At 66.1% G+C, this 26,766-nt stretch carries 24 protein-coding genes and 1 tRNA gene; 13 read left to right on the forward strand and 12 right to left on the reverse strand.

What is annotated here, in order from left to right; genetic code table 11:
* The first annotated feature begins 61 nt into the window (after positions 1-61).
* The gene (locus tag VT03_RS09485; protein WP_075092757.1) at positions 62-391 is read left to right on the forward strand and encodes a hypothetical protein; all 330 of its coding nucleotides are present in this window, start codon (positions 62-64) and stop codon (positions 389-391) included.
* Positions 392-440: 49 nt separating this feature from the next.
* On the opposite strand, the gene VT03_RS09490 is transcribed toward VT03_RS09485, so the two are convergent.
* The 3 genes from VT03_RS09490 to VT03_RS09500 form a co-directional block, all read right to left on the reverse strand.
* On the reverse strand, positions 441-851 hold the full coding sequence (locus VT03_RS09490; protein WP_075092758.1) for a 6-pyruvoyl trahydropterin synthase family protein: 411 nt from the start codon (positions 849-851) through the stop codon (positions 441-443).
* A 127-nt stretch (positions 852-978) separates the two neighbouring features.
* Positions 979-1,605 carry a hypothetical protein gene (locus VT03_RS09495; protein ID WP_156514373.1) on the reverse strand — a complete coding sequence of 209 codons (627 nt, stop codon included), beginning with the start codon at positions 1,603-1,605 and terminating at the stop codon, positions 979-981.
* Between the two features lie 19 nt (positions 1,606-1,624).
* Positions 1,625-2,053 carry a DUF309 domain-containing protein gene (locus VT03_RS09500; protein ID WP_075092760.1) on the reverse strand — a complete coding sequence of 143 codons (429 nt, stop codon included), beginning with the start codon at positions 2,051-2,053 and terminating at the stop codon, positions 1,625-1,627.
* A gap of 244 nt (positions 2,054-2,297) precedes the next feature.
* On the opposite strand from VT03_RS09500, the gene nth reads away from it, so the two are divergent.
* The gene (gene nth / locus VT03_RS09505; RefSeq protein WP_075092761.1) at positions 2,298-2,999 is read left to right on the forward strand and encodes an endonuclease III; all 702 of its coding nucleotides are present in this window, start codon (positions 2,298-2,300) and stop codon (positions 2,997-2,999) included.
* Between the two features lie 335 nt (positions 3,000-3,334).
* Here nth and VT03_RS09510 read toward each other — a convergent pair whose 3' ends face one another.
* Positions 3,335-5,437 carry a hypothetical protein gene (locus VT03_RS09510; protein ID WP_156514374.1) on the reverse strand — a complete coding sequence of 701 codons (2,103 nt, stop codon included), beginning with the start codon at positions 5,435-5,437 and terminating at the stop codon, positions 3,335-3,337.
* A 361-nt stretch (positions 5,438-5,798) separates the two neighbouring features.
* Here VT03_RS09510 and VT03_RS09515 point away from each other — a divergent pair, with 361 nt between their 5' ends.
* Together VT03_RS09515 and VT03_RS09520 are read left to right on the forward strand one after the other, a co-directional pair.
* Positions 5,799-7,628 carry a UbiD family decarboxylase gene (locus tag VT03_RS09515; RefSeq protein WP_075092763.1) on the forward strand — a complete coding sequence of 610 codons (1,830 nt, stop codon included), beginning with the start codon at positions 5,799-5,801 and terminating at the stop codon, positions 7,626-7,628.
* Between the two features lie 166 nt (positions 7,629-7,794).
* Positions 7,795-8,859, forward strand: a complete 1,065-nt coding sequence (locus VT03_RS09520; protein ID WP_075092764.1) for an NADH:flavin oxidoreductase/NADH oxidase — start codon at positions 7,795-7,797, stop codon at positions 8,857-8,859.
* Between the two features lie 221 nt (positions 8,860-9,080).
* Here VT03_RS09520 and VT03_RS09525 read toward each other — a convergent pair whose 3' ends face one another.
* Both VT03_RS09525 and VT03_RS09530 read right to left on the reverse strand, forming a co-directional pair.
* Positions 9,081-10,241, reverse strand: a complete 1,161-nt coding sequence (locus tag VT03_RS09525; protein ID WP_197489272.1) for a mechanosensitive ion channel family protein — start codon at positions 10,239-10,241, stop codon at positions 9,081-9,083.
* Between the two features lie 454 nt (positions 10,242-10,695).
* On the reverse strand, positions 10,696-11,295 hold the full coding sequence (locus VT03_RS09530) for a GNAT family N-acetyltransferase (RefSeq protein WP_197489273.1): 600 nt from the start codon (positions 11,293-11,295) through the stop codon (positions 10,696-10,698).
* On the opposite strand from VT03_RS09530, the gene VT03_RS09535 reads away from it, so the two are divergent.
* The 3 genes from VT03_RS09535 (at position 11,294) to VT03_RS34135 (ending at position 13,447) form a co-directional block, all read left to right on the forward strand.
* Positions 11,294-12,352 (forward strand): acyl-CoA dehydrogenase family protein, encoded by a 1,059-nt coding sequence (locus VT03_RS09535; RefSeq protein WP_075092765.1) that lies wholly within the window; start codon positions 11,294-11,296, stop codon positions 12,350-12,352. The two genes, VT03_RS09530 and VT03_RS09535, sit on opposite strands and share 2 nt — an antisense overlap.
* Before the next feature lie 132 nt (positions 12,353-12,484).
* Positions 12,485-12,558 (forward strand) — tRNA-Val (locus VT03_RS09540).
* 76 nt (positions 12,559-12,634) lie between these two features.
* On the forward strand, positions 12,635-13,447 hold the full coding sequence (locus VT03_RS34135; protein ID WP_075092766.1) for a DUF6985 domain-containing protein: 813 nt from the start codon (positions 12,635-12,637) through the stop codon (positions 13,445-13,447).
* A 451-nt stretch (positions 13,448-13,898) separates the two neighbouring features.
* On the opposite strand, the gene VT03_RS09550 is transcribed toward VT03_RS34135, so the two are convergent.
* The gene (locus tag VT03_RS09550) at positions 13,899-14,687 is read right to left on the reverse strand and encodes a rhomboid family intramembrane serine protease (RefSeq protein ID WP_075092767.1); all 789 of its coding nucleotides are present in this window, start codon (positions 14,685-14,687) and stop codon (positions 13,899-13,901) included.
* Between the two features lie 553 nt (positions 14,688-15,240).
* On the opposite strand from VT03_RS09550, the gene VT03_RS09555 reads away from it, so the two are divergent.
* Both VT03_RS09555 and VT03_RS09560 read left to right on the forward strand, forming a co-directional pair.
* Complete coding sequence (locus tag VT03_RS09555; RefSeq protein ID WP_075092768.1) at positions 15,241-15,732, forward strand: hypothetical protein; 492 nt, start codon at positions 15,241-15,243, stop codon at positions 15,730-15,732.
* Between the two features lie 89 nt (positions 15,733-15,821).
* Positions 15,822-16,967, forward strand: a complete 1,146-nt coding sequence (locus VT03_RS09560) for a hypothetical protein (protein WP_075092769.1) — start codon at positions 15,822-15,824, stop codon at positions 16,965-16,967.
* Between the two features lie 416 nt (positions 16,968-17,383).
* Here VT03_RS09560 and VT03_RS09565 read toward each other — a convergent pair whose 3' ends face one another.
* Positions 17,384-17,845, reverse strand: a complete 462-nt coding sequence (locus VT03_RS09565; protein ID WP_075092770.1) for a TadE/TadG family type IV pilus assembly protein — start codon at positions 17,843-17,845, stop codon at positions 17,384-17,386.
* 196 nt (positions 17,846-18,041) lie between these two features.
* Here VT03_RS09565 and VT03_RS09570 point away from each other — a divergent pair, with 196 nt between their 5' ends.
* A complete protein-coding gene (locus tag VT03_RS09570) occupies positions 18,042-18,389 on the forward strand; it encodes a histidine triad nucleotide-binding protein (protein WP_075092771.1) in 348 nt (115 codons plus the stop codon).
* Between the two features lie 101 nt (positions 18,390-18,490).
* Complete coding sequence (locus VT03_RS09575; protein WP_075092772.1) at positions 18,491-18,844, forward strand: 4a-hydroxytetrahydrobiopterin dehydratase; 354 nt, start codon at positions 18,491-18,493, stop codon at positions 18,842-18,844.
* A gap of 261 nt (positions 18,845-19,105) precedes the next feature.
* Here the strand turns inward: VT03_RS09575 and VT03_RS09580 are convergent, their stop codons facing one another.
* The 4 genes from VT03_RS09580 to VT03_RS09595 all read right to left on the reverse strand — a co-directional run bounded on the left by VT03_RS09580 (position 19,106) and on the right by VT03_RS09595 (position 23,623).
* A complete protein-coding gene (locus tag VT03_RS09580; protein WP_075092773.1) occupies positions 19,106-19,966 on the reverse strand; it encodes a diacylglycerol/lipid kinase family protein in 861 nt (286 codons plus the stop codon).
* 183 nt (positions 19,967-20,149) lie between these two features.
* Positions 20,150-20,650, reverse strand: coding sequence for an acetolactate synthase (locus VT03_RS09585; protein ID WP_075092774.1), 501 nt, complete (start codon positions 20,648-20,650; stop codon positions 20,150-20,152).
* Between the two features lie 441 nt (positions 20,651-21,091).
* Positions 21,092-22,411, reverse strand: coding sequence for a DUF58 domain-containing protein (locus VT03_RS09590; RefSeq protein WP_075092775.1), 1,320 nt, complete (start codon positions 22,409-22,411; stop codon positions 21,092-21,094).
* Positions 22,412-22,522: 111 nt separating this feature from the next.
* Positions 22,523-23,623: a Gfo/Idh/MocA family protein gene (locus VT03_RS09595; protein WP_075092776.1), complete on the reverse strand. Its 1,101-nt coding sequence runs from the start codon at positions 23,621-23,623 to the stop codon at positions 22,523-22,525.
* 176 nt (positions 23,624-23,799) lie between these two features.
* On the opposite strand from VT03_RS09595, the gene VT03_RS09600 reads away from it, so the two are divergent.
* The gene (locus tag VT03_RS09600) at positions 23,800-24,738 is read left to right on the forward strand and encodes an FHA domain-containing protein (RefSeq protein ID WP_075092777.1); all 939 of its coding nucleotides are present in this window, start codon (positions 23,800-23,802) and stop codon (positions 24,736-24,738) included.
* A gap of 218 nt (positions 24,739-24,956) precedes the next feature.
* Positions 24,957-26,375 carry a sigma 54-interacting transcriptional regulator gene (locus tag VT03_RS09605; RefSeq protein ID WP_082846084.1) on the forward strand — a complete coding sequence of 473 codons (1,419 nt, stop codon included), beginning with the start codon at positions 24,957-24,959 and terminating at the stop codon, positions 26,373-26,375.
* Positions 26,376-26,766: the final 391 nt, after the last annotated feature.

A 26,766-nucleotide genomic window follows, 5' to 3' on the forward strand; every position in this document is an offset into this window, starting at 1 on the left:
TGGGTCGGCGCGCGTATGATCAGCACGTCGCTGAGGGCCGACCTTCGTGAACGGTGCTGACATGAACACCACCTGTCCCGTCTCACTCGATCCGGAGATCCGCCGGCAGGCGAAACCCTGGGCCATCCTGGGACTCGCCAGCTTCCCAGTCTTCTTCCTGTTCGCGCTTGCCCTGTTCGTCGCCCAAGCCTACGGCGTCGTCGATGCCTACACGATGTTTCGATGCGTTTTCGTGGCAGCGGCCGGCAGGCGGGTCGTCAGCCACCTCGCCGTCCGCAAGGTTCAAATCATCAGCGGCGAAACCCCCGAACCGTGGACGCGAACTCTCGTGGTGGCGAGCCTGATCGTCCTCTTTGCGATTGTCCTCGGGACGAACTGGTCGTCTGCATAACCGAGAGGCCATCGCATCAGCCATCACTCGGCGGATCAGCGGCCCGCTTCTACGGCTCGACCTTCCGGTACGTCGCACACGACCGGGGCGTCTCCCAGAGCGAGACCTCCACGACCGGAAAGCCGTGACTGACGGCATAGTCGTAGATCAACCGGGCGATGTTCTCCGCCGTCGGGTTGTCCTGGATCGTGAAGATCGGCTCACCCTGCGACCGCAGAAACGCCAGCGCCGGATCCCGCTCGCAGAGGATCATCCGGTGATCGAGCTCATCGTCGATCCAGGTCCGGATCGCGGACTTGATATCGCCGAAGTCGATCAGCATCCCGCGGTCATCGAGCTGGGCCCCTTCCATCACGATCACGGCCCGGCCGTTGTGACCGTGCAGATGCCGGCACTTGCCGCTGTAGTTCAGCAGCCGATGACCGTAACAGAACTCGATTTCCTGGCTGACGCGAAACATCCCTGACCTGACGAACGACCCCACCGGACAACAACGCCGGCCCGAATCTTACGAGGATTGGCCCGCAAAGGAAGATTGCGGCCCACACTTGGGAGCGACCGCACGAGCCATTCGAGATCGGGGGCGGTCAGTTCCAGCTGAACGGCGCCCGATCGTTCGGGAATCGTGCGGCCCGCGGGGGCTCGGCGGCGTCCCGTAGATTCGCGGCGACGGTGGGAGCCAGCGGCTGCGGATCCGGCAGCGTGGCGATCTCCGCGTCTTCAAGGAGTCCCGACGCGGCCAGCCGGACGAGCGAGGCGAGCGCGACGCGGTCGATCAGCGTCGACGTCACCGTGGGGGGGAGAGGGGCGCCCAGGTAAAGGTCCACCGCCTCCAGAAGCTCTCGAGTCACTTCCATCTCGTCGGCGGGGCCGGCGGCTTCGGGGAGTGGTTGTACGGCCACGACCTCGATCCCCTGCCGGATGGCGATGAGCTCCTTCATCTCCGCCAAGGCGACGCCCCGGACCGCCAGCAGCAGCCCTTCGGGACGTTCCACCGCACTCAGAACGCGGCAGAGACAATCGGCGGTCCCCGACAGGATCAGGAATTCGCCGCTGAGACGCAGCAGCTCCAGGAGCGGGCGGGTGGGGGCCAGGTCGGCCGCGACGGTCAGGATCCGGGTTTCGTCCACGGCGACACAGCGTCCGGTCCAGGGAACCCTGGGGGCGTAGCCGGTGAAGGGGGCGAAGTCGGGAGAGTTGGTAGCAGGATTCATTGCACCACAGATCAGCAAGTCAGAGGAGGGGAGGCCCGGAGGAGTCCGGCAACGGGGGCTGTCGGAATCCGGAGAGACGCGGGATCCGGTCGGCGGGGAGCCGGGCTCCGTGGGGATACTCGCGTCCAGCGTGGATCAGCTCGGCGAAACAGTCCTCCATCGCCCGCTCGAACCCGGTCAGGTCGAGGCCGGCATAGGAAGGGAGATAGGGTTTCAGATACCGGACGTGGGACTCGTACATCTTGCGGGCCCCGGACAGGTTTCCCTCGCCGAAGTGGAACAGGGCCACCGCGGCGTGGATCAGTCCCTGCAGGAAGTCGCGAGACTCGGAATAGGTTTCGGACCAGAGCTCTTCGAGGACGTCGTGACAGGCGAAGAACTCTTCGGCGTCGAATAGCCGAATGGCTTCGTCGAATCGTTCCGCTTGCTCCTTCTCGATGTCGTCCATTGGGCGACGAGACCTCCCTGGTCGAAACACGGATCCTCCGCGCCGGTCCGATGCGGCCTGGGGCCGGAGTCGTTCCGGGCGCCGCGGGAAACGGACGGAGGAGACTGATATCATCCTCCGCTCCGTCTGCGAGCGGCGCTCTTCGCGGTCCGGATGATCCAGACGCGCGACCGTTGGTCCGCGGTGGGGACGTTCGGCTCGCGGAGTCTAAAAGGGATGCAGCGCGACTGTCCAAGAGTTTCCGATGGCAATTCCTAAGAAAACGTCACGCAAACCCCGTAAGTCCCGCGCGCGTGTTGACGAGTCGCAACGCGTCCGAACGATCGTCGACACGCTGGCCAAAACGTATGGCGATGTGACGTGTGCGCTCACACATCGAAACGCTTTTGAGCTGCTGGCGGCGACGATCCTTTCGGCCCAGTGCACCGATGAGCGGGTGAACCAGCAGACGCCGATTCTCTTCAAGGCGTATCCGACGCCGGAGAAGCTGGCGAAGGCGAAGACGGAGGACGTGGAGCAGATCGTGAAGCCGCTGGGGTTCTTCCGGGCGAAGGCGGCGAACCTGATGGGGATGGCGAAGAAACTGGTGGAGGACTACGGGGGGGAGATCCCCCAGGAGCTGGAGGCGCTGATTACGTTGCCGGGGGTGGGGCGGAAGACGGCGAACGTTGTGTTGGGGACGGCGTATGGGATTCCGAGCGGGGTGGTGGTGGATACGCATGTGCGGCGGATCACGAACCTGCTTGGTCTGACGACGCACAGTGACCCGGAGAAGATTGAGACCGATTTGATGTCGATCCTGCCTGAGACGGAGTGGATCGATTTCTCGCATCGGTTGATTCATCACGGCCGGCGGATTTGTATTGCTCGGCGGCCGAAGTGTACGGAGTGTCCGTTGTTGCCGGTGTGTCCGCGGGTTGGTCTGCCGCCGTTAGAAAACGGATGAGCGTTGCGAAGTCGTTTTGTGAAACACAGAGAGCACAGAGGCGGGTGCATCTACGCAACGAAAGGTCATCGGGTCCAGGGGCACCCTGGTCAGGGGGTGCAGGGGGCAGAATGCCCTTTGCCCGCCGGAGGCCTGGCCGTCGGGAGATGTCTGAAGGAGTTTGTGTCCAAACGCGGACCCCGTGTCGGATGTCCCCAAAGCAACCCGCGGGGATTTCAGAGCGAGCGGGGAGTGTTCAACGCCGGTACCACAAAACGGACGCCCGTTGACTACCACAGTTCCGCAGGGAAGAGGCCTCCGGCGGCAAGGACGTGGTTCGAGACCGGAGAAGCGGACTACTCCATGTCGAACTGCTGGCGGTTCTTCTGCTTCTTGAGCTTCTTTCGCTCCTTGCGGGAGAGCTGCGAATCGTCTTCCCCCTCTTCTCTGTCATAGTCTCCCTCATCAAAGGAGACATGCGGTCCCTTGGCAGGGGGCTGGGCTGAACCGCGAGCCTGATTCTTGCCGCGCCGATCTTCCGCCGAGTCATCGGCATCCGCCTCAGGACGACTCCCGCCACCGCTCGCGACATTGACCGCCCGAGCAACCGCAACCAGCTGAGCCTCCTTACGGCTCGCCTGCTCCTTCTTGCGGGCCGCTTCCGCTTCCGCCTTCTGTCGGGCCTCGGCCGCCTGTCGCTCCCGCTCGGCGTTCTGACGCTCCCGTTCCGCGTTCTGGCGATCGCGCTCCGCAGCCTCCCGGGCCGCCTTCGTCTGAGCCTCCTTGTCAGCCTGGGCGCGTCGTTCCTTCTCCGCCTTGGCCTGCTGCTCCTTCTCGGCTTTGACGCGGGCTTCCGCGGCCGCCTGTTCGCGCTGGGCACGGGCCTGGGCTTCCTTGGCCTCCTTCTCCTTCGCAGCCGCTTCCCGAGTCTGCCGCGCCCGTTCTTCCTTCTCCGCGGCGACGCGGGCCCGCTCGGCCTGATCCGCTGCCTGACGAGCCTGCTTCTCCTCGGCCTGCCGGGCCTGCGCGGCTTCCTTCTCGGCGCGGGTCTTGGCCTGCGCCGCGTCGCGATCCGCCTTGGCCTGCGCGGCGGCGGCATCCTTCTCCTGCTTCAGCCGCGTCTTCTCGGCGTCGCGGGCGGTTCGAGCTTCGGTGTCCGCGGCCTGCCGGGCTTCCCGCTCAATCCGCTTGGCTTCCGCCTTCGCGTCCGCTTCCAGACGCTGCTGCTCGCGCTGCACGGCTCTCTCGGCCGCTCGGACGGCGTTGCGTTCGGCACGCGCCGCCTGCCAGGCCGACCAGCCCGCCGTCAGCCGTCCGAGGCCACCCAGGAGGTTGCCCGGCGACACGATCGCCAGGACGCGATGCGCCATCGCCGACACCAGGCTTCGCGCCGGAGTCGATGCAACAGGGTCCGCGTCGGCCGTCTCGACCGCCTTCTTGCGGGTCCGCTTGGCCGGCTTGGCCTCGGCGGCCGGTTCGGCGGTCTTCTTCCGGGAGAGGAACCGCGGAACGGGGAGACGGCTCAGGACCGCCGTCGGCACGAACAGCAGTCCCTTCAGCGAGCCGTAGAACACCTTCTCCGCCAGCACGACGAGGCGCGACGCCCCCTTGGGACGCATCCGCGGGGCGACTTCGTTCGTAATGTGGATCACGAACCGCGTGTGCATGAGCGTGGCGCTCGTCAGCAGCAGTTGCCACAGCGCCGTCGACCCGTGGGCCACGACGTTCGTGATCGCCGACTGCGGCAGGAGCGGCCACATCAAGGTCGTCACGGCCGAGACGCTCGCCGAGCCGGCGGCGATGCGGAGGAGCGTCGTGCTGCTGCGGCAGAGATGCATCTCCCGTCGCAGGAGCCGGATCAGCGCCATCGTGATCGGCGCGGCGGCGAGCATCCAGACGACCGTCGCGCTGTTCCAGAGGTTCAGCTCATAGTGTTCGGTCGCCCAGCGGGCCGCGGCGAGGTGCAGCGATGTGGCCTGGCAGACGCAGAACGCGAGCCAGGTCAGGCCGACCCAGTACCACAGCCGGTAACGGCCATAGAAGTCCTTGCGGCTCCGCGACCGGTGCCACAGGACGAGGAACGACAGCTGCGCCGCCCCCAGGAGGCAGGAGGTCCCGAACCAGCGGATCGGCCGGCCGGTTTCGAGCCCCAGGAGATCGCGCCAGGCGGTCCCCATTTCATCCGCCCAGAGGCCAATCCCGAGGAGGCTCAGCCACGTCACGACAGCCGCGGAGACGAGAGCCCAGCACTTCCAGGCGTCGCGGGGGATGATGCTCTGGACCCCCTTCTTGAGGAGGAGGGGAGCAGGAGGCGTTCCGTCGTCGGCGGGGGAGTTGCGATGCGGCGGGTCGATGCGGCGGCGGACAACGGAAGTCCGCTCGCCTCCCCCTCCAAGGGGAGCGAGTCGTCGTCGACGCCGTTCGAGAAGATCTCGTGATCCGGCAAACCCGTTTGCCATACCGCATCCGTGGGAAACCCGGAACCCGGCGAGTTGGGTTCTTTCCCGGTCGGGAAGGAACGGCGCGTGGGGCGCACGATCCTCTCCGCCCGGCGGGAGGCCTGGCAGTTCATCGACCAACGTTGTCCGGCAGGTGACCCGCACCCGGAACCCGAGGCGCAGAAACGGCGTGTCCTTGCCGTGAGAGGGGTTAGGCAAAGAGGTCCAGTGCGGAAAGGTCTTTCGATTCCGGGTGACTCTGCCGACAGGGAAAGCTGTTCCGTCGAAAGAGGGCGCATTCGAAGGGAGACATTTGGCTCGCGAGAACCTATAGAACGGAGCGACTTCCGTTCGTTCCCTCTGCCCGCATCGATCGACGTTCATGGGTTACCGCAATCTTCAGTCCTGTGTCGCGGATCTCGAACGGACCGGCCAGCTGGTCCGGATCCCCGTCGAGATCGACGCGCGGCTCGAAGCGGCGGAGATTCAGCGGCGGGTCTATCAGGCGGGGGGGCCGGCGATCCTGTTCGAACGGGTCCGGGGCTGCCGGTTCCCGATGGTCAGCAACCTGTTCGGGACGATCGCCCGGACCCGGTTTCTGTTCCGGGATACGATCGAGCGGGTGAAGCATCTCGTCCGGATCAAGCTCGACCCGGCGGCCGCGCTCCAGCACCCGTGGAACTCCGCTCGGGCCCTGCCGCTGGCGTGGGCCATGCAGCCGAAGTACGTCTCACGCGGGCCCGCTATGGCCCACGAGACGACGCTCGATCAGTTGCCGCAACTCGTCTCGTGGCCGAAGGACGGCGGGCCGTTCGTTACGTTGCCGGCGGTCTACACCGAGGACCCCGACGTCCCCGGATGGCGGAAGTCGAACCTGGGGATGTACCGCATCCAGATGGCGGGGAACGAGTACGCTCCCAATCGACAGGTCGGGCTGCACTATCAGATCCACCGCACGATCGGCGTCCATCATGCCAAGGCGCTCCGCCGCGGTGAGCCGTTCCGGGTGAACGTGTTCATCGGGGGGCCGCCGGTCCTGCCGGTCGCGGCCGTGATGCCGCTCCCCGAGGGACTTTCCGAGCTGACCTTCGCCGGGGCGCTCGGCGGGCATCGGATCCCGCTCATCCGCCGCCGCGATGGACTGCCGATCATGGCCGAGGCGGACTTCTGCATTTCGGGGACGGTCGATCCCCGGACGCTCCCCGAAGGGCCGTTCGGCGACCATCTGGGCTACTACAGCCTGGCCCATCCGTTCCCAGTGCTGAACGTCGACAAGGTCTGCCACCGGCCCGGCGCGATCTGGCCGTTCACGGTCGTCGGCCGTCCACCGCAGGAAGACACCGCCTTCGGTGAGATCATCCATGAGATCACTGGTCCCGCGATCCCGCAGGTCCTGCCCGGGATTCAGGCAGTCCATGCCGTCGACGCCGCTGGGGTCCATCCGCTGCTCCTGGCGATCGGCAGCGAGCGGTATGTCCCGTACGCCGAGGAGCGGACGCCGCAGGAACTCCTGACGCAGGGGAATGCCATCCTCGGCCAGGGGCAGCTCTCACTGGCGAAGTACCTGTTCATTGTGGCGCGGGAGGACAACCCCGGGCTCGGTATCCACGACATCGCCGCTTTCCTGAAGCATGTCCTCGAACGCATCGACCCGGAGCGGGATCTGCATTTCCAAACTCGCACCACGATCGACACGCTTGACTACAGCGGAGACGGGCTGAACCAGGGCTCGAAGCTCGTCATCGCCGCCGCGGGCCGGCCGCGGCGGAGCCTGCCGACCGAGGTCCCGACTGGATGCCAGTGGCCGGACGGCTTCCGCGATCCGTCGGTCTGCCTGCCGGGGATTCTGGCGGTCTCGGCCCCGCCCTGTACCGCGCGGCACGATGGCGTCCTCGATCGGTTCTGCGCGTCGTTCCCGGCTGACCATCCGGTCACGCGGTTCCCGCTGATCGTGCTCGTCGACGACGCGCCGTTCACAGCGCGGACGCTGAACAATTTTCTGTGGGTGACCTTCACCCGTTCGAACCCGGCCGCCGACATCTCCGGCATCGGCAGCTTCACGGATCACAAGCACTGGGGCTGTCGCGGCCCCGTCGTGATCGACGCCCGGACGAAGCCGCATCACGCGCCGCCGCTGGAGGAGGACCCGGCAGTGACCCGCCGCGTGGAGGAACTCGCTGCCGCCGGCGGGCCGCTGCATGGACTGTTCTGAAATCGCCCTTTGCGCGTTCGCCCGATAGAGGCTCCGAATGACGGCGATTTGTTTGTCCACGCAGGCGGACCTCTTTTTGATCGAGAACCTTCCGTGAAGTTTTGGGTGCGGCTCCCGATCCGCCTAAAATGACGCGGTCCGTTTCGTTTCCTCCTGATGAGCCACGATGAGTCATCTTTTTTCGCCGTTCACGCTTCGCGAGCTGACGTTCCGCAACCGCATCTTCGTCTCGCCGATGTGCCAGTACTCCAGCGAGGACGGGATGCCGACCGACTGGCACTTCGTTCACCTGGGGAGCCGCGCCGTCGGTGGTGCCTCCCTGGTCATGGTCGAGGCGACGGCTGTGTCTCCTGAGGGGCGGATCTCTCCGGATGACAGCGGGATCTGGTCCGATGCGCATGGCCGGGCGTTCGAACGGATCGCCAAATTCATCAAGGAGCAGGGCTCCGTTCCGTCGATTCAGCTCGCGCATGCGGGCCGCAAGGCATCGACGGACGCGCCGTGGCTTGGCGGCAAGCCGCTCTCGACGGCCAATCGTGGCTGGCAGCCGCTGGCGCCGAGTCCGATCGCGTTCGACCAGGGTTACCCGGTACCGCGGGAGATGACGCGGGACGACATCGAGCAGGTGGTCCGCGATTTCGAGAGTGCGACGCACCGGTCGCTGGCGGCGGGTTTCGAAGTCCCTGAGGTGCATTCGGCCCACGGCTACCTGCTGCACGAATTCCTCTCGCCCCTCTCGAACGCCCGGACGGACGAGTACGGCGGTTCGCTCGAGAACCGGATGCGGCTCACGATCCGCGTCTCCGAAGCGGTCCGCCGGATCTGGCCGGCGAAGTGGCCGGTCTTTGTCCGGATCTCCGCCACCGACTGGGCGGACGGAGGCTGGGATCTGCCGCAGTCGGTCGAACTGTCCAGGCGGCTCAAGGCGATTGGAGTCGACCTGATCGATTGCTCGAGCGGGGCCCTCGTCCCGAACGTCCGGATCCCGGTCGGCGCGGGATACCAGGTGCCGTTCGCGGAGGCGATCCGGAAGGAAGCGGGGATCCCCACCGGGGCTGTCGGGATGATCACCGAGGCCCATCAGGCTGAGGCGATCCTGGCCGACGGGAAAGCGGACGTCGTCCTGCTGGCCCGGTCGTTCCTGAGCGATCCTTACTGGCCCGCCCACGCCGCCAGGACGCTGGGTGTGAAACTGGACTACTGGCCGAACCAGTACGGGCGGATTTTGTAAGCGTCCGGGGACGTGCGACGAATTGGGGCGTGGAGGTTAAACACCAAGACACCAAGGTCGCACAAAGGACACAAAGAAGAGCAGGCGGAGGAGAGTTCATCACCGTCGCTCATGCTTCTATCAACAGCACGGCCCGGAAGCGTCTGATGACGTTTCCGGGCCGTAGTCCTTTGTGGCCTTGGTGACCTCTTTGTGTCTTGGTGCTCAATCCACCCGTCGACCTACCCGGCCTTGGCCATCGGCAGAACGTTGGCGGTGTGGACGTAGAGGTCGCGGCTCGGGAACGGGATCGTGTAGCCCCGCTCATCGAAGCCGAGCTTAATCTTCTCGATCAGGTCGCTGCGGACCTTCCCGTAGTCCGTCGATTTGACCCATGGGCAGACCGAGAACTGGACGCCGCTTTCGGCGAGGTTCACGACCGAGACCGACGGGCTGGGCTCGCGGAGGATCCGCTTGTCCTCGGTCAGGAGCTTTTCCAGGAACGCCTTCACGCTCCGCAGGTCGTCGCCGTAGCTGCAGCCGATCGTGAGCTCGATCTTACGGTTGGGGAACGCCGAGTTGTTCTTGATGACGCCGGAAGTGATCGAGCCGTTGGGGACGATCACCTGCACGTTGCCGCCGGACTTCAGGATCGTGTTGAAGATGTTGATCTCTTCGACGGCTCCCGAGGTGCCGCCCGCTTCGATCTCGTCGCCGACCTGGAAGGGTTTGAAGACGATGAGCATGATCCCGGCGGCGAAGTTCGAGAGCGAGCCCTGGAGCGCGAGGCCGATGGCGAAACCGCCGGCCGCGATGACCGCCGTTGCCGAGCCCATCGGGACGCCGACGACGTCGAGGGCTCCAATGACGACGAGGACGAGGCAGGCGAAGTACAGGACGTTCGAAGAGAACCGGACCAGCATCGGGTCCGCGCCGGCACGTTCCATGACGTGCGAGACGAAGTTCGTGAACATCCGGGCGATCCACTTGCCGATGTAGAACATCAGCACCGCGGCGCACAGCTTGATCCCGAACGCGACCCCCTGTTCACTGATGAACTTGAAGATCGTCTTGGTCCAGGTCCCGTAGGTCTCGTTCAGCTGCCGCTGGGCTTCGATGAGCTGGCGGGAGAGCTGATTCTGGACCTCATCGTGGACTCCCGGGGCCGGCATCGTTCCGGCGGGGAGGCCGGTTCCGACCGGCAGGCCGGTCCCTGTGGGCACAGTGCTGATGACCTGGGCGGCCTGGCCCATGGGCAGGCTGGAGCCGATGGGGGGAAGCGCCGGGGTCTGGGCCGCCTGGCTTAGCTGCTCGACGGTCCGCTGCGCGGCGGGCCGCGCGAAATCCTGGGCGAGGCCTTCGACGCCGCCGAACTGCTGCGCGATGGTCAGCAAACTCCACATGGACATCCCTCCCTGCACGGCCCGTAGCCGTGTCCATCTCGTCTCCGGTCGCCTCCCTGTGGAACCGGACCGGCAGGATCTGCCGAAACGAGTCGCCGCGTTGTAGGGGAAAGTGTGAAAACGTGTCTATGCCGGGTTGGGCCAGTCGTCCGGGCAAGTCCCCTTACCGGGGTCCAGGGGGCACCCCTGGTGGGGAGTGCAGAGGGGCAACGCCCCTTTGCCCGCCGGAGGCCTGGCCGTCGAGAGATGTCTGAAGGAGGGCGTGTCCAAACGCGGACACTGTGTCGGATGCCCCCTCACCAACCCGCGGGGATTGCAAAGCAAACCGTGAGTCCTCCACGCCGCTTCCACAAAGCGGACGTCCGTTGTGTCCCACGGTTCCTCATGGAAGTGCCTCCGGCGGCAAGGGGTCGAAACCCCTTGACCCCAGGTGCCGTCGCACGTTGGGTTTGAGCTATGGGAGTCCGTTCGGCAGCGGAGCCGGCGACGGGCAGAACAGCCGCTCCATCACGACGTAGCCCGCCTCGTCCATCCCCAGGCGGCGGTACGTTGCCTGGGCGGCATGGTTTCCGTGTTCGACATAGAGCCGCAGGCCGACAACATCCGGCTCGGCTGCGGCCAGCTCGCACAGGTGGTCCCAGAGCTGGCGGAAGATGCCTCGGCCGCGGTGCTCCGGGGCGATGTAGACGCTCTGGAGCCACCAGATGTGGCCGTTCCGCCAGTCGCTCCACTCCCAGGTGTGCATCACCTGGCCGACGATTTCCTCGCCAAGGCACGCGACGAAATACCGGCCTCGCTGCTCATCCTGCAGGACCGCCGCGACCCCCGGGACGATTCGGCCCGGGTCGAGCTCGATCCGTTCCGTCTCCCGGGCGAGGGCCCGGTTGAACTCGACGAGCGTGGGGGCGTCGGCCGGTACGGCCCGCCGGATCGTGTACGGGGATGTCTGAGGGGCGGTCATCTCAATCCGGTTCGCCGAGGTCCAGTCTCCCGCGAGGGCTCCGCCGACCGGGACCTGATCCGTCGGCGGGGGGCCCTGTAGAATGCCCTCCATGCGACCACGGGAACAAGCGAGCGCGATCGGCGCGAATCACGATCTCCACTCCGCCGATGACGTCTGGCCGGCGGCGGCCTGGAGCGAGTACGTCCGGCGGGGAATCACGGGCTGGACCGTCCCGGCGGCTTTCGGCGGGGCGGAGGCGAGTTCCCCGGAGATCCTCGACGGCTGCATGGAGCTCGCCCGCCGGGACCTGCTTCCGGTCTTCGTCCTGACGCAGTTTCAGGCGGCGTGCCAGCGGATCGCGGGCTCGGTCCAGTCGGCCCCCCGGGACCGCTGGCTGGCGCGGCTGGCGGGCGGGGAGGTGTTTGGGACGGTCGGGATCTCGCACCTGACGACGTCGCGGCAGCACACGGGACGGCCGGCCGTTCTGGCGGAGCGGGTGGCGGGGGGCTATCGGCTGACGGGCGAGATTCCGTGGGTCACCGGGGCGGGACGGAGTCAGGTGCTGGTGATCGGGGGCGGGCTCGAAAGCGGCGAGCAGTTCCTGTGTGCCGTTCCGAGCGATCGGGACGGGCTCCGGATTGAGACGCCCTTGCATCTCGTGGCCCTGACCGGCTCCGAGACGGGGCCGATTTCGCTTGCGAACACCTTTGTGGCGGACGACGAACTGCTGAGTCCCGTCATCCCGCGGATCCTGCAGCAGGGGCAGCCAGGCGGGGCGGGGTCGCTCATGACCTCGGGGCTGGCGGCGGGGCACGCGCAGGGGTGCGTTGATGCGATCGAGGCGGAGTCGCGGCAGCGCCCGAACCTGGCGGAGATTGTCGGGTCCTTCCGTCGGGAACTCGATGAGCTGCAGGAGACGCTGCTCCGGGTCGCCGACGGTCGCGGAACGCCGGATGAGACGGCGGAGACGCTCCGGACGCGAGCCACGACGTTGGCCCTCCAGGCGTCGCAGGCCCTGTTGACGGCATCGAAAGGGGCGGGTTTCGTCTCCGGTCATCCGGCCGAGCGGCGGGCGCGGGAGGCGCTGTTCTTCCTGGTCTGGTCCTGTCCGCAGGCGGTGTCGCAGCGGCTGATGCGGGATTTCAGCCAGTGCGACGCTCCCCTGTAATCCCGACGCCGCGTGCACTCCCCCCAATCCCGTTAACTGATTCCCCGGGAAGGACTTCCTGCCGCCGGAATGCGATCGTCGGCCGGTTCCTTGACGATGCCGGACCCAGGCCGTACCTTCTTCTTCCCCCAGGCACCTGTAGCTCAGTTGGTTAGAGCGCATGCTTGACATGCATGAGGTCGCAGGTTCGAGTCCTGCCAGGTGCACTTGTCGCCCGGCCTTTCTCTGAAAGGCCGGGCGTTTTCGTTTACCCCCTTCTCCCCGCCAGCGCTCGGTTCCGCCATGAACGAATTTACGTACGACGCCGAGGAGGAGACGTGGGTCGGCTACCGGCAGTTCGCCTACCTTCACTGGAGCGATGAGCTCGACGACGAAGAGGGAGACGAGGGGGCTGAAGGGGCCGCGCACGACCACGATCATTCGCATGACCACAGCCACGACGGCGAGGCGTGCGGTCATGACCATTCGCACGATCACTCCCATGATCATTCCCACGACCACAGCCATGACCATGGCGGTGAGCCGTGCGGTCACGACCATGATCACAGTCATGACCACGACTGCGAACATGATCACGACCACGACCACGACCATGACTTTGGGGGCGAGGAAGAGGTGAGCGAGGAGGAGCTCCTCGCTTACGGGATCTTCCGGATCGACATTCAGGCGAGCGAGGAAGACGGGCCGCAGCCGGACCAGACGCGGGCCCTGGAGCGCTTCCTGGCGAAGGAAGAGGCTCACAGCGACGCCGTTCTCGAAACCGTCCGCCGTTACTACACGGACAAGATTCAGCCGACGATTGAACACTCGCCGACGATCGAGTCGGTTGAAGAGCTGGCTGATCTGATCCAGTTCCAGGGGATGGTGGTCCGGAACCGTGCTGCCGACGGCGAGGCAGCGCTGGGACTCGTCTTCGCGACGGCTTGGGACGAGGAGCATCACCTCGGTCTGGTCCTGCATCAGGACCGGATCCTCGACATTGGCCCGTGGCAGACGGCGTTTGTCGGTCCGCGGGAAGAGCCGGAGAAGTGGGTCGTTGATACCTACGGGGCGCAGGTTACGGAGCGGATTGCTCGGCTGCAGGACCTCGACTAGGGGTAGAGGCTTAAGGCTGAAGACGGAAGGTAGAGGGCGGGCGGCTGATGCCGCTCTCACGAACCGCGTTCTTGCCGCCACGACTCTGATAGCTCGAACCCAACGTGCCACGGCAGCCTGGGGTCAAGGGGTTTCGACCCCTTGCCGCCGGAGTCACTTCCATGAGGAACCGTGGGACACAACGGACGTCCCCTTTGTGGGACCGGCGTTGAGGACTCACCGCTCGCTTTGACGACGCTGCGGGTTGGTGAGGGGGCATACGGCACGGTGTTCGCGCTTGGACACGGGTTCCTTCAGACATCTCTCGACGAGAGGGCCTCCGGCGGGCAAAGGGGCGTTGCCCCTCTGCACTCCCCACCAGGGTGCCCCTGGACCCGGTTAGGTTGCGCTATGGGTGATCCAACCACCATCCAGCGAACGCACCTGCCTGAGGCGCCTTCCTGTCCTCGCCTCAATACCGCGGCCGCCAGACCGGCACCGGGCGCTCCGCCGCTCGATACGACTCGACCTGCTGTCGTCCGACCAGCGCGGCCACGATGACCCCGACCGCGAAGCCGCCGATGTGCGCCCACCACGCGACTCCGCCGGATTCCTCCCCTCCGATCGATCCGATCCCGGGCAGGAGCTGCATCACGAACCAGATACCCAGAAAGATCTGGGCGGGCAGAACGACGATCTGCGTGAAGAAACCGAGCGGAATCAGCGTCCGAACGTTCGAGTGCCGGAACCAGTAGAAGTAAGCCCCCATCACGCCCGCGATCGCTCCGCTGGCGCCGATCGTCGGGATCATGCTGCCGGGCTGCGAGTAGTAGTGCACGGCGCTCGCGGCGATTCCGCTCGCTAAGTAGAAGAAGATGTAGCCGATGTGTCCGAGGCGGTCTTCGACGTTGTCGCCGAAGATCATCAGGAACCACGTGTTCCCCAGGAAGTGCATCCAGCCGCCGTGCAGGAAGATGCAGGTGAGCATGGTGAAGATCGGCGGAAAGGCGGGCGGGGGGAGGGGCTCCTTGATGACTTTGATCTCTCCCGTTCGGCGGTTGACCTCCGTGTGGACGGGGATCTCGATTTCGACCTGGGGGTTCCGGACGCGGGCGGGAATCATTCCGTAGGTCCCGACCATGTCCGCCTTGTGGGGCGGTTCTTTGAGCTGGAACAGGAAGACGACGCTGGTGATCGCGATGAACGCGTAGTTCACGTAGGGCGTGGTGCGTGCCTGGATGCTGTCCTGAATCGGGATCATGGGGCCAGACTGTCGGTGGGAGGTCGGGATCTGGAGGGAGGATAGAGCATTGCTGGCCGCGGGAGCGAACACCGTCCTCGCCGGCACGACTCGTTAGCTCAAACCCAACGTGCCACGGCAGCCGGGGTCAAGGGGGTCTCACCCCCTTGACCCCGGAGGCAGTATGGTGAGGAACCGTGGTACGCAACGGACGTTCGTTTTGTGGTCCCGGCGTTGAGGATTCCTCGCTCGCCCTGGAATCCCCGCGGGTTGGTGAGGGGGCATACGGCACGGTGTCCGCGCTTGGACACTCACTCCTTCAGACATCTCCCGACGGCCAGGCCTCCGGCGGGCAAAGGGGCGTTGCCCCTCTGCACTCCCCACCAGGGGTGACCCCCTGGACCCCGGTTCTTTAGTGCATTACCACGCTTGCGCTTGGTATTGAGGCAAATCCACAATGACGGGTACGATCCGGCGAGTTGTGCCGGTCCTTTCGAATGAAACTCCCGTCACAACTTGTCTGTCGCGTCGACCCGATTCGTTCGATCTCAAAGGAAGGAGATGGTTCGGACGAATGGACTACCACTTCCGACCACTGGGAAAAACCTGCGCCGGAACGGGCAAACCGTTCACGCCAGGCGCCCGCATCGTGTCGGTGCTGGTCGAACAGAACGGCGTCCTGAACCGCCTCGACTTCGCCGCCGAAGCCTGGCCGGGACCCTCCGACCAGACCGTCGGACACTGGTACATGACCATCCCGGAAGGACCGCCCCAACGACGGCCCCTCGATCCGGAAGCGATGTTCCGGTACTTCGAACAACTGACGGAAGATGCCAACCCGGGGTTTGAAAAACTCCGGTACGTCCTGGCCCTGTTCCTCCTGCAGAAACGTCGGATGAAACTCGACGGTGCCCGGACGGAAGACGGCGTGGATTACCTCGTCCTCGTGGGGAACCACGGGGAGGGGCCCTATGACGTGCGTGATCAGCAGATGAGCCAGGAGGAAGTGACCCAGCTCCAGGCGGCCCTCCATCAGCAGATGGAAGCCGAATGGCAGGCGGCCTGAGGCGTTGACTCAATCGCCCGTCGAAACGACGGGCACGGAAATGATTCCGGCGGCCGGCAGCGGCCGATTTGTCCAGGGAAGGACCAACGATGAGAAAGCACTTTGCGACAGGGGCCCTCGCCGCTGCCGTTGCGCTTTCCGGGTGCGGTTGCCAGACCTGGAGTCGCTGGCGGAATCCCGATCCCTTCGGCGAAAAGGCTCCGCAGCGCTACTCCGCGGAGCTGACGAAGGATCAGCTCATCGAGCATCTGAATCAGAACATCCTCGCGGTGGGCGAGGTCCCGGCCTGGCGATGCGACCGGGTGAAGGTGCAGATGACGGGCATCCCCGCCTCCCTTCCGGCGACGCTGGCGGTCCGGGCCCCTCACTCCCTGCGGATGCGGGTCGCCAATCCGCTCACCGGCGGTGACGCGCTCGACCTGGGAAGCAACGACCAGTATTTCTGGATGTGGATGAAGGACGGCAGCCCCTCGCCGCCGGTCATGACGGTCCGGCACGACGAGGTCGACCTGCTGGCCCAGTCTTCCGTCATGCCGATCCCGGTTCATCCGCACTGGCTGATGGAAGTTCTGGGAGTCGTTCCGCTGGAGGCCGCGGAGTATTCACTCGTCAAGCCGACTGGCAACCAGCCGTACGTCGATCTCGTCGCGGAGCGGACCGCGCCGGACGGCGAGCGGGTGCAACGGATTATCCGGGTCAATCCCCGGCACGGGATCATCGTCGAGCATCGGCTGCAGAAGCTGAACGGCGACCTCCTCGGCAAGGCGTCGCTGTCGCGGCACTTCCAGGACCCGCAGAGCGGCGCCGTGATGCCCCGCCTGATTTCGATCGACGCGCCGATCGAGGGGCGGTCGATGTCGATGACGATGACCTTCGACGCGCCGGAGGTGAATCCGCCGTCGCTCGTCTCGGACGATCACCTGTGGCTGATCCCGGAGATCCCCGGCTCGCCGCGGGTTGATCTGGCGGATCTCTTGAGACACCAGGGCCGGCTACCACCGCGCACGGTGCAGGAGCCGAACATCCGGAAGTCCGGGTTCTCGAGGACCGAAGCGCCTGCGGAAGCCGCCCCCGAGACGGGGCCTGTGGCGCTGAAGCTGGAAGAGGTGGCGGAGCCGGAAGCGGCGAATCCCTTTGCTCGACGGAATGCCGCGCCGGTGGAGCAGCCGGAGGCTTACCCGTTCGGTGGCGGAAGCGAGCCGCTGGATTCGATCTCCCGTCGGCCGCGGGAATAGCGTTTCGCTTTCAGGAGTGGGTGCATTCGCCGATGGTTGCCGCCAAATAGGCCCCACCGGGTCCAGGGGTATCCTGGTGGGGAGTGCAGAGGGGCAACGCCCCTTTGCCCGCCGGAGGCCTGGCCGTCGAGAGATGTTTGAAGGTGGGTGTGTCCAAGCGCGGACGCCGTGCCGTATGCGCCCTCACCAACCCGCTGCGATTTCAGGGCGAGCGGTGAGTCTTCACCGCCGGTACCACAAAGCGGTTGCCCCTTGCCTACCACGGTTCCTCATGGAAGTGCCTCCGGCGGCAAGGGGGTTGAGAACCCCCTTGACCCCCAGGCGGCCGTGGCACGTTGGGTTTGAGCGAACAGTGTCGTGCCGGCCAGGACGCGGTTTGAGCCAACGGGACAAGCCATCCGGTCCCTTGCACCCTCTCAGAGCGGGCTCTCCGCCGGGCTTTCGCGGCGGCACTCGTGGCTGGCGGTCAGCGTGACCCCCTGGACGAACTGGCCGGCCCACCAGCCAGCTTCGCTGTAGGGGAGGCGGATCGTGACCCGGACGAGGTCTTTCGGCCGGCTGGCTTTCAGCGTGTCCGCGGCGGGATGTCCGGCGGCGGGTTCGACCGTGATCGTCAGCTCCGCGCGGCCGGATTCGACGCCCGCGTTCTCGACGAGGTAGCTGGAGATCGCGGTCCGGGTTGCGGACTCGTCCGCGTCGGGACGGGCGGCGAGACGGGCCCCGAAGCGGGCGGCGTCTTCGACGGTCTGCTGGAGGCTGATGGCCCGGCCGAACTCAACGATGCCCCCCACGATGGCGAGAACGAGGGGGAGCACGAGGGCGATTTCGACCAGAGCGACCCCAAAGCGTCCCTGCGGGGGCTTCACGTCCGTTGGCATGTTGAGCTCCCTGAAACCACTGCACCAACAGCCTACCCCACCGAGCGGGGGATGTTGCCAAATTGAGACGTCGCTCCCCCTTTGTTACGGTCGTCACTGGTAAACTCTGTCCGTCCGGCGAATCGCGACGGTTGTGACGCGGGTGCCGGAGATGCCGGGTTCCGGCACAGGAAAAACGACGAGGGGGAGGGGACGCATGAGCTCCGGAAAGACCATCTTCAAGCGGATCATCGACAAGGAGATCCCGGCCAAGATTATCTACGAGGACGATCAGGCCCTCGCCTTCCACGACGTCAACCCGCAGGCCCCGGTGCACGTCCTGGTGATCCCCCGTAAGGAGATCCGGTCCCTGGCGGAACTCGATCCTGCCGATGCCCCGCTGATCGGCCACCTGTTCACCATCGTCCGGAAGCTCGCAGAGGAACTGGGGCTGAAGAACGGGTTCCGGACGGTCATCAACAGCGGAGCGGACGGCGGGCAGTCGGTTGACCATCTGCACATTCACATTCTCGGTCAGCGTCCGCTGAGCTGGCCGCCCGGGTAGCACGCGGCGGAGGCGCCACATTCCGGATCGAGCCGGGGACGGGGGCGCGAGGTTCGCTACGAGTAGGATCCCGAGAGGATCGACTTGCCAGGAGAGAGATCATGGCTGAGAAGAAGAACGACATCGTACTGACGGCGGACCAGATCGAGGCCGCGCTCAAGGAGTTGCCGGGGTGGGAGGTCCGGGACGGCTGGCTGCGGCGGAAGTACGTCACCCCCGGCTGGCCGCACACCTTGATGCTGACGAACGCGATCGGGTACGTGGCCGAAGCGGCCTGGCACCATCCCGACCTGGAGCTGGGCTACGCGCAGGTCGTGGTGAAGATCCAGACGCACCGCGTCCACTCGATCACCGACAGCGACGTGGCTCTCGCCAAGCAGATTGAGGTGGTTGCGATGTGGAAGCCCGAGAGCGGTTCGCCGCTGGAAGGGTTCCCGAAGAACTGGGTCCGGTGACCCTCGGCCCTTTGGCGAACGCCGTCGATTGTGATGCGAGGACGGCCTCTACGTTGGATTTGAAACACACAGGCAGGGAGGACACAGAGCAAGAGGCGGAGAGGTTTGATCCATGTTCGAAGAGCAAGCCGGAAAGGGCTTTCTCTTCGTCTGCGCTCTCTGTGCCTCTGTGTTTCAACCCTCTGGGCGTCCAACTTCTCTCGCGGCGACGATAGTGAGCCGAGCAATCCGACTCTCTCGGTGTGACAACGGTCGGGCGGTTTAAGACGGGAGGGCGATGCGATAGGACTCCGGAACGACGAGACGGACGGCCGCTGGCTGGATCTCGATGTCGCACGGCGTCGTTCCCGCCGGGTCGCCGTCGGTCTGGACTGCAACCGGACGATCGGAGGAGATCCGGACGCGCTGTCCGCGGGCTTCGATCACGTGTTCGGACGTTCCCGCGGGATCGAACAGGATGGTCGCCAGTTGCCGCACGAGATCGGCCCGGGTGCTGCCGCGGAAGATCCGGATGTCGAGCACGCCGTCGTGTCCGTTCGCCCGCGGGACGATCGGCAGGTCGAGCGCATAGCGGGGGAGATTTCCGACGATGACGAAGTGCCCTTCGACTTCGGGCCCGTCGTCGACCGTGACCCGGAGAGCGGGTGGGGCGTAGCCGGCCAGTTCGCGGAGGAGCGGGATCGCGTAAGCCAGGTGCGAGATATGTCCCGACCGGGCGGCGTGGGTGCGGTGCAGGACAGCGGCATCGAACCCCAGGCTCGCCATGATGAGGAACTGCCGCGCGTTCAGCGTGGCGGTGTCGAAGGTTTCGACCCGGCCGGCGGCGATCATGTCGGCGATCGTCCGTCCGCACCGCGGCAGCTTGAGGTACTTGGCGACGAGGTTCTCGGTCCCCAGCGGAAAGACCGCGATCGGGAGGTCGGGGTGACGGTTGAGGAGGTCGAGGAGGGTGCCGTCTCCTCCGGCGGAGACGATCGCCTTGAGGGCCGCGCGGCGGTCGGGGGGGCGGATGGCGGCGTCGAGCTCCGCCCGGTCGGAGTAGAGCCGCGGACGCAGTCCGTGCCGGCGCAGGTGGCGGATCAGCGTGAGGAGCTCCCGCGCCTGCTTGCCGGAGCCGGACATCGGATTCCGCTGGATCGCGACCCAAGGCCCGGGCGAAGGCGCCTGAGCGGAAGTGGGGCCGTCGGCGGAACGAGTCGGAGGCGTCATGGCCGGCGGTGCGAACGGAGAGCGGCGACCGGAGTCGAGAAGGGGGGGACGGCGGAGAGCGGGTGGCGGATCGGCGTCGAACCGATCGCGAGGCGACTACTGGAAGGGGTTCCGCAGGTCCGCCTCGGTCAGGACTCGGAGTTCCTGAGCCCGCAGGAGTCCGATGGCCGTGTCGACGTTTTCGACCTTGATGACGATGGCCCGCCGTCCCTGTCGTTCGTAGAGGAGGGGGTAGGTGTAGTCGATGTTGATTTCCCCGCGCAGCAGGGCGGTGAGGACCTGGAGGTAGGGTTGGTTGTCGACGGGGAGTTCGACGCCGACGATGTCGTTCTCCATGACCGTGAAGCCGTTGAGGTTGAAGATTTCGCGGGCGAGGTCGGTGTTGTCGACGATGATGCGGGCGACGGCGAAGTCGACGGAGTCGACGATGCTGAGGGCGGCGACGCGGAGGTCGTCACGTTCGAGGAGTTTCATCAGGTCGCGGAGGCAGCCGACGCGGTTTTCGAGGAAGACGCAGAACTGCCGCAGGCAGGGCCAGTCTCGTCCTTCGGCGGTCTCTGGGGGGAGGGGAGCGTTGCTACCGAAGTCCTGCGGCATCAGCGATGTCTCCGTTCGAACGAGGGGTCGCGGGAAACGGTCCGGTGGGCCTTGTTCGTTTTGGGGAGTCTACAGGATGGGAGCCAGAACCGAGAACTCGACTCAACAGGTCGAACCACGCCCCTGCCGGCACGACTCTGATAGCTCAAACCCAACGTGCTACGGCTGCTGGGGTCAAGGGGGTCTCACCCCCTTGCCGCCGGAGGCACTTCCATGAGGAACCGTGGGACACAACGGACGTCCGCTTTGTGGAACCGGCGTTGAGGACTCACCGCTCGCCCTGGAATCCCTGCGGGTTGGTGAGGGGGCATACGGCACGTTGTCCGCGTTTGGACACGCCCTCCTTCAGACATCTCTCGACGGCCAGGCCTCCGGCGGGCAAAGGGGCGTTGCCCCCTTGCATCCCCCACCAGGGTGCCCCTGGACCCGGTTCTTTTGGCGCTAAGCTCCCGATTGTACCCAATCGAACAGCGGCTCCAGCTTCGACCGCGATGCCTCCACAATCCGGATCGCCGGCAGGTTCAGATCCACCGGCCACTCCGCATTCATCGCCTCCGCACGCGGAGACAAAAACAGAACCTGCGCATTGCTCGGAATCATCGGACCCACCTGCTCCAGCAACGGCCGCACCGGCGTCCCCGTCCCCGCCTCCAACGCCGCCAGCATGTCCAGCAGATCGTCCAGCCGCCCCGCACTCCGCCCGCCCCCCCACACCTGCGTCGTCTTTCCATGGACGCCGAAGAGCAGACTCGCATCCCGACTCTGCCGGAGATGCGAAACACACACCGTCGCCGCAAAACTCAACGCCAGCTCAAACGGCTCGTCCCACTCCCCAGCCACCGTCCGCGGACTGTAGGCATCGACCAGCACCACCAGCGGCGCATCCCGGTTCTCCCGGAACTCACGGACCATCAGATCGTTGTGCCGGGCCGTCGACCGCCAGTGCACCGTCCGCGGATCGTCTCCCGGCCGGTACTCCCGGATGCGATGGAACTCGTCGTGAAACGGTCCGCCTCGCGTCATCGACCGGCTCACCTGCTCGGCCGCCAGCGACAGCCGCGTCCGCCAGTCCGCCCGCAGGCGCCCGATCCACGGATAGACCAGAAGCTCCCCTGCCGCCGGCAGGTTCAATCCCCGCTCGACCAACCCGAGCGGGAACTTGGTGTCCGCATAGAACGGCCCGAAGTAATGCTTCCCCCGCCGACGCAACTGGAGCTGATAGTGCCCCCGCTGCTCGCCCCCCGCCGGACAACGGATGAACAGGACCTCGGGGGCCAGGTTCTCGCGGCAGCCGGTGACATGGTCCCGGACAAGCAGCAGCCACACCGCCAGCCACGACTTGCGGTTTTGTAGCGTCAGCTCGACCGAGAAGGGTTCGCCCACCATCGCCCGCGGCGGGAGGTTCCGCGTCACGGTGACCCGCTTGAGGACGGTGAAGGTGTGCCAGCCGTTCATCACGAACGGCCCCGCCATCAGCGAGAAGACCAGCATCAGCGAGTTCGACCGGCCGATCAGCGCCCCCACGAGGAGGAAGAACATGATCACCAGGTACGCCCGCCCCTCCGCCGGAAGGTGGAACCGGTTCCGGATCACGCCGCGGTTGCCGAGCCGCGGGAAGAGGTTCGCCAGGATCTCCTTCAGTCCCCAGACCGAGAAGGCGGTCCCGCAGAACAGGATGATCCAGTGCCCGCCGTCGCCCAGCCGCTCCCCGATGAAACTGGTCGCCAGCTCAAAGGCGACCAGCCCCAGGCCGGCGATCATGGCCACGATCCCCCCCGACGACACCTGTCGGGGGAGGGAGGGAGCGCGCGCAGTCGAGGGGGTGGACATGGTGAAAGCGCCGGGACGACGGACGGTCAGGCGACGGGAACCTCAATCGAGGTTGAGCTGGACGTCGACCCAGGTCTTCTTCTCGTCCGATTCCAGCACGGCATCCGCCACGGACTGCGCGAGCGCACCGTGATCGAAGCCCGGAATGGCGGGCCGGTCCTCGACGATCGCCGAGGTCAGCTCGTACACGAGGTCATAGCGGAAGACGGTGCTCGGGACCCCTTCCTGCGGGTTGCGCGGGCTGCCCGGAAGGACCAGGAACTCCCGCGGAACCGCCACCTGCTTCAGCGACTGATGGTGCTGGCCGACGAGGATCGTGTTCGGCTCGGTCAGCTTGTAGACCGCCGACCCTTCCGAGCCGTTGACCTCCGCCCATTCCCAGCCGAAGCCGTCGTTGTAGTGCCCCTTCATGACAGTGCTCCCCTCCCACACGCCGACCGCGCCGCTCTTGAAGCGGCCGATCAGGGAGGACCAGTCGTCGACCTCGGACGGCGGACAGGACTGGCCGTCGGCGGTCTTGTCCCGCTTGCAGAACTGGGCGACCGCGCCGCAGATCGACTCGATCGGCCCCATGAGGTCCATCGCGAAGTCGATACGGTGGATCGTCATGTCGAACAGGTCGCCGGCGCCGGCCCGCTTCTTGTACTGCCGCCAGCCCCAGCTCGTCTCGGGGAGGTCGAGGAACCGCTGGCTGCGGAAATGCCGCGGCGTGCCGAGCTTGCCGCTGTCGATCAGGTGCTTGAGGTACCGCATCGACGGGGCGAAGCGGTAGGTGAACGCCGTCATGTGCTTGACGTTGTTCTTCTTCGCGGCGCGGTACATCTCGGCCGACTCGTGGAAGTTCAGCCCCAGCGGCTTCTCGCACATGATGTGCTTGCCGCCGTTGGCGCAGGCGATGGCGATGTCTTTGTGGGTGTCGTTCGGCGTGGCGATGATGACCGCGTCGATCCCGGGGTCGGCGGCGATCTCGTTGTAGTCGGTCGTGAGCTTGTTCAGGCCCCAGTCCGACTTCCGCTGCTTGAGGAGCGCCTCGTTGGGATCACAGACCGCGACGAGCTCGGACCGGGGGTCGAGCCGGATGCCGGGGACGTGGTGATAATCGGAGACGGCGCCGGCTCCGATGATGGCGTAACGAACAGGCATGAAAGCATCTCGAAAGGGAACCAGATTCTGCGCCCGGAATGTATTCCGCCTCACCCGGCCCCGGCAATGAGACGATTCTTTACTCCCGGGGAGATCATAACGGCCCGAGTCGGGGAGCCGCCGGGATTCTCCCGTTGAGTGCGGTGCAATCACGGAATTCCCTGTAAGATCTGGATATGGGGCAGAGCGCCAGAATCGTGATCCACAGCGGGCCGGACCGGGGACGGGTCTTTCCGGTCGAGGGTGACCTCGTGCACATCGGCCGGGGGACCGACAACGCCATCGTCCTGGCCGACCCGGAGATTCTCGACTACCACTTCTCGGTCTCGTATCGAAACGGCCAGTGCGCCCTCAACGCCGCCGCCGCCGGTGCGGTGGTCGCCAACGGCCAGCCGCTCCCGCCGGACCAGTGGGTGGCGGTCGTCCCTCCGACAAAGCTCCAGGTAAGCGGGGCGACGGAACTGGAGATCCTCGCCAACGAGGACCTGACCGCCTCCACGACGAGCAGCGTCACCCAGTCCTGGACGGACGATTCGTCGACGGAAGCGAAACGGAAAGCGGCCGGGGCAGGAGGGGCCAAGGTCAAGAAGAAGGCCCGCTCCACCGGGGCCCGGCAGGTCGCGAAGTTCATTACCGACCGCCCCGGCGACCCGCTCGTGCGGCTCGGGGGGGATGGAAAGCTTCCGGAACTCGCTCTGACCGAGAAGGCCGCCACCCGGCGGGAGGCGAAAGCGCCGTCGCAGTCCTACCTGATCTGGGTCGTCATGGCGGTGAGCGTGCTGATGTCCGTCGGGATGCTCCTTATCGACGCCGAGCCGACGACTTTCCGCGGTGATTCCCGGACGACCGCGAGGAGGGAGCTGGCCTCCTACTATCGCGGCGAGGTGAGCACCCTCCAGCCGTATCAGATCTATCTCCGGAATGCGGTGCTGGCGCATGCCCAGGGGGACGCGGCGAACGAGCGGAAGAACTACTTCCGCGTTCTGGACCTCCTGGACGCCGCCGACATCCGCGATCCCGCCAATCTCAACGGGCTGACCGGAAAGCAAACCGGCCGCGGCCGCAGCAGCGACATCGATCTCCGCCGCCACCTGGAGATCCTCGTGGCCCGCTGAGGAGCCGCGGTTCTCGTCGAGAGCTGCGGGGGCGTTTGAGTCCGTACCCATCCCTGGACTCCAAGCCAGGGATGAAAACGGATGTCGAAGGCGCCTCACCCACGCCAGCCCGAAGCGCGAACGAGGGAATTCACGCCTCGTCCCTCGCTCGCGCTTCGGGCTAGTATGAGCTTCCAAACAGAACCTGGTCCCCCGTCCCCCACTTCCGGAGCCCCGACTTGGCTGGCCGCTCTTCCCGTCGCGGTTTGTCGCAGTGGCTGGCGGAGACCGACCAGCCGGTCTTTGTCGTCGACCGGCGGCGGGTCGTGATCTTCTTCAACCAGGGATGCGAGACCCTGACCGGATGGGCGGCTTCGGACGTGATCGGGCAGAAGTGCGAGTTCCGCTCCGATTCCGATGAGCGGAACGTCGATGCCGTCACGGGGGCGCTCTGCCCGCCGCCCGAGGCCTTCGCCGGCGAGGCGCTGTCGAAGCCGGTCCAGTTCGCCGCGAGGGACGGTGTGCCTCGGCCGTGGGTCGTTCATTTCGTGCCGCTCACCGCCGCAGAGGCGAAGGCCGACGTGGCGGGGGCGACCCACGATGTTCCCCGCGTCCTGGGGATGATCCTGCCGCCGGCGGCCGCGGTCCGGCTGTCTGGACCGAACGGGCATTCGCAGCTGCATGTCGAGCTGGCGTCCCTCAAGGCGGAGCTGCGGAAGCGGTACGACTTCGCCGCCTGGATCGCGGTCACGCCGGAGATGCGGCGGGTCTCGACGCAGATGGAGATCGCCCGCAGCACGGACTGCGCGGTCCTGTTCCTGGGCGAACGGGGAGTCGGCAAGGAGCATGCCGCCCGGACGATCCACTACGAGGGGCCGCACCGGCTCAAGACCTTCGTGCCGGTCGACTGCCGTCTGCTGGGGGCCGAGGAACTGGGAAACCTGATCCGGCGGTTCTTCGTGACGGAGGAGGGGGATCCGCATATCCCGATCGTCCAGCCGGGGACGCTGTTCCTGCGGAACGTCGAAAAGCTGCCGCGGGAGCTTCAGCAGTTCCTGGTCGAACAGTTCCCGAGCGGTCCGCGGAGCGACGGGCGGCGGCTGTTCGTTTCGTCCCGGCAGGCGGATCTCGATGTCGAGGGGGAGCCGTTCCTGGCCGAGTTCCGGTCCCTTGTTACGCCGGTTGTCATCCGCCTTCCGCCGTTGCGTCAGCGGCAGGAGGAGTTGTCGCTCCTCTCTCAACTGCTGCTGGAGGAAGGGAACCGGCGGGCGGATTTCCAGATGACGGGTTTCAGCCCCGAAGTCCTCCATGAGTTCCGCCGGTACAACTGGCCGGGGAATGTCGGCGAACTGGCGGAAGTCATTCTCGCGATTCGCGAGGCGGCCGCCTCCCCTGTGGTCCGGCCGACCGATTTGCCGTTCCGGTTCCGGACCGGGATGCATGCCCAGCGGATTCCCCCTGCCGAAGAGACGCAGATCGTCCCGCTCGATGAACTGCTGGAGCGGACCGAGCGGGAGCAGATCGAAGCAGCCCTGAGCAGGGCTGGCGGGAACAAGTCGATTGCGGCCGACCTGCTGCGGATTCCGCGGGCGAAGCTTTATCGGCGGATGGAGGCGCTGGGGCTTGGGGGCGGAGCCGAGAACGCGTCGGAGGAGTGAAAGCGGCCGCGGACTCGCCGAATGGAGTGTTCGAACGGCGCGCTTGCCGGCGAAGCATGCATTGCTCAAACCCAACGTGCCACGGCCGCTGGGGTCAAGGGGGCCTCGCCCCCTTGCCGCCGGAGGCGCTTTCGATGAGGAACCGAGGGACACAACGGGCGTCCGTTTTGTGGGACCAGCGTTGAGGACTCCCTCACACGACAACGCTGGCTTTGCGATTCCCGCGGGTTGGTGAGGGGGCATACGGCACGGTGTCCGCGTTTGGACACCCATTCCTTCAGACATCTCTCGACGGCCAGGCCTCCGGCGGGCAAAGGGGCGTTGCCCCTCTGCACTCCCCACCAGGGTGCCCCTGGACCCGGTTCTTAAGAGGCCGTCCGAAAAACGAGGG

It is taken from the genome of Planctomyces sp. SH-PL14, assembly GCF_001610835.1.
In the GTDB taxonomy this organism is placed as follows: domain Bacteria; phylum Planctomycetota; class Planctomycetia; order Planctomycetales; family Planctomycetaceae; genus Planctomyces_A.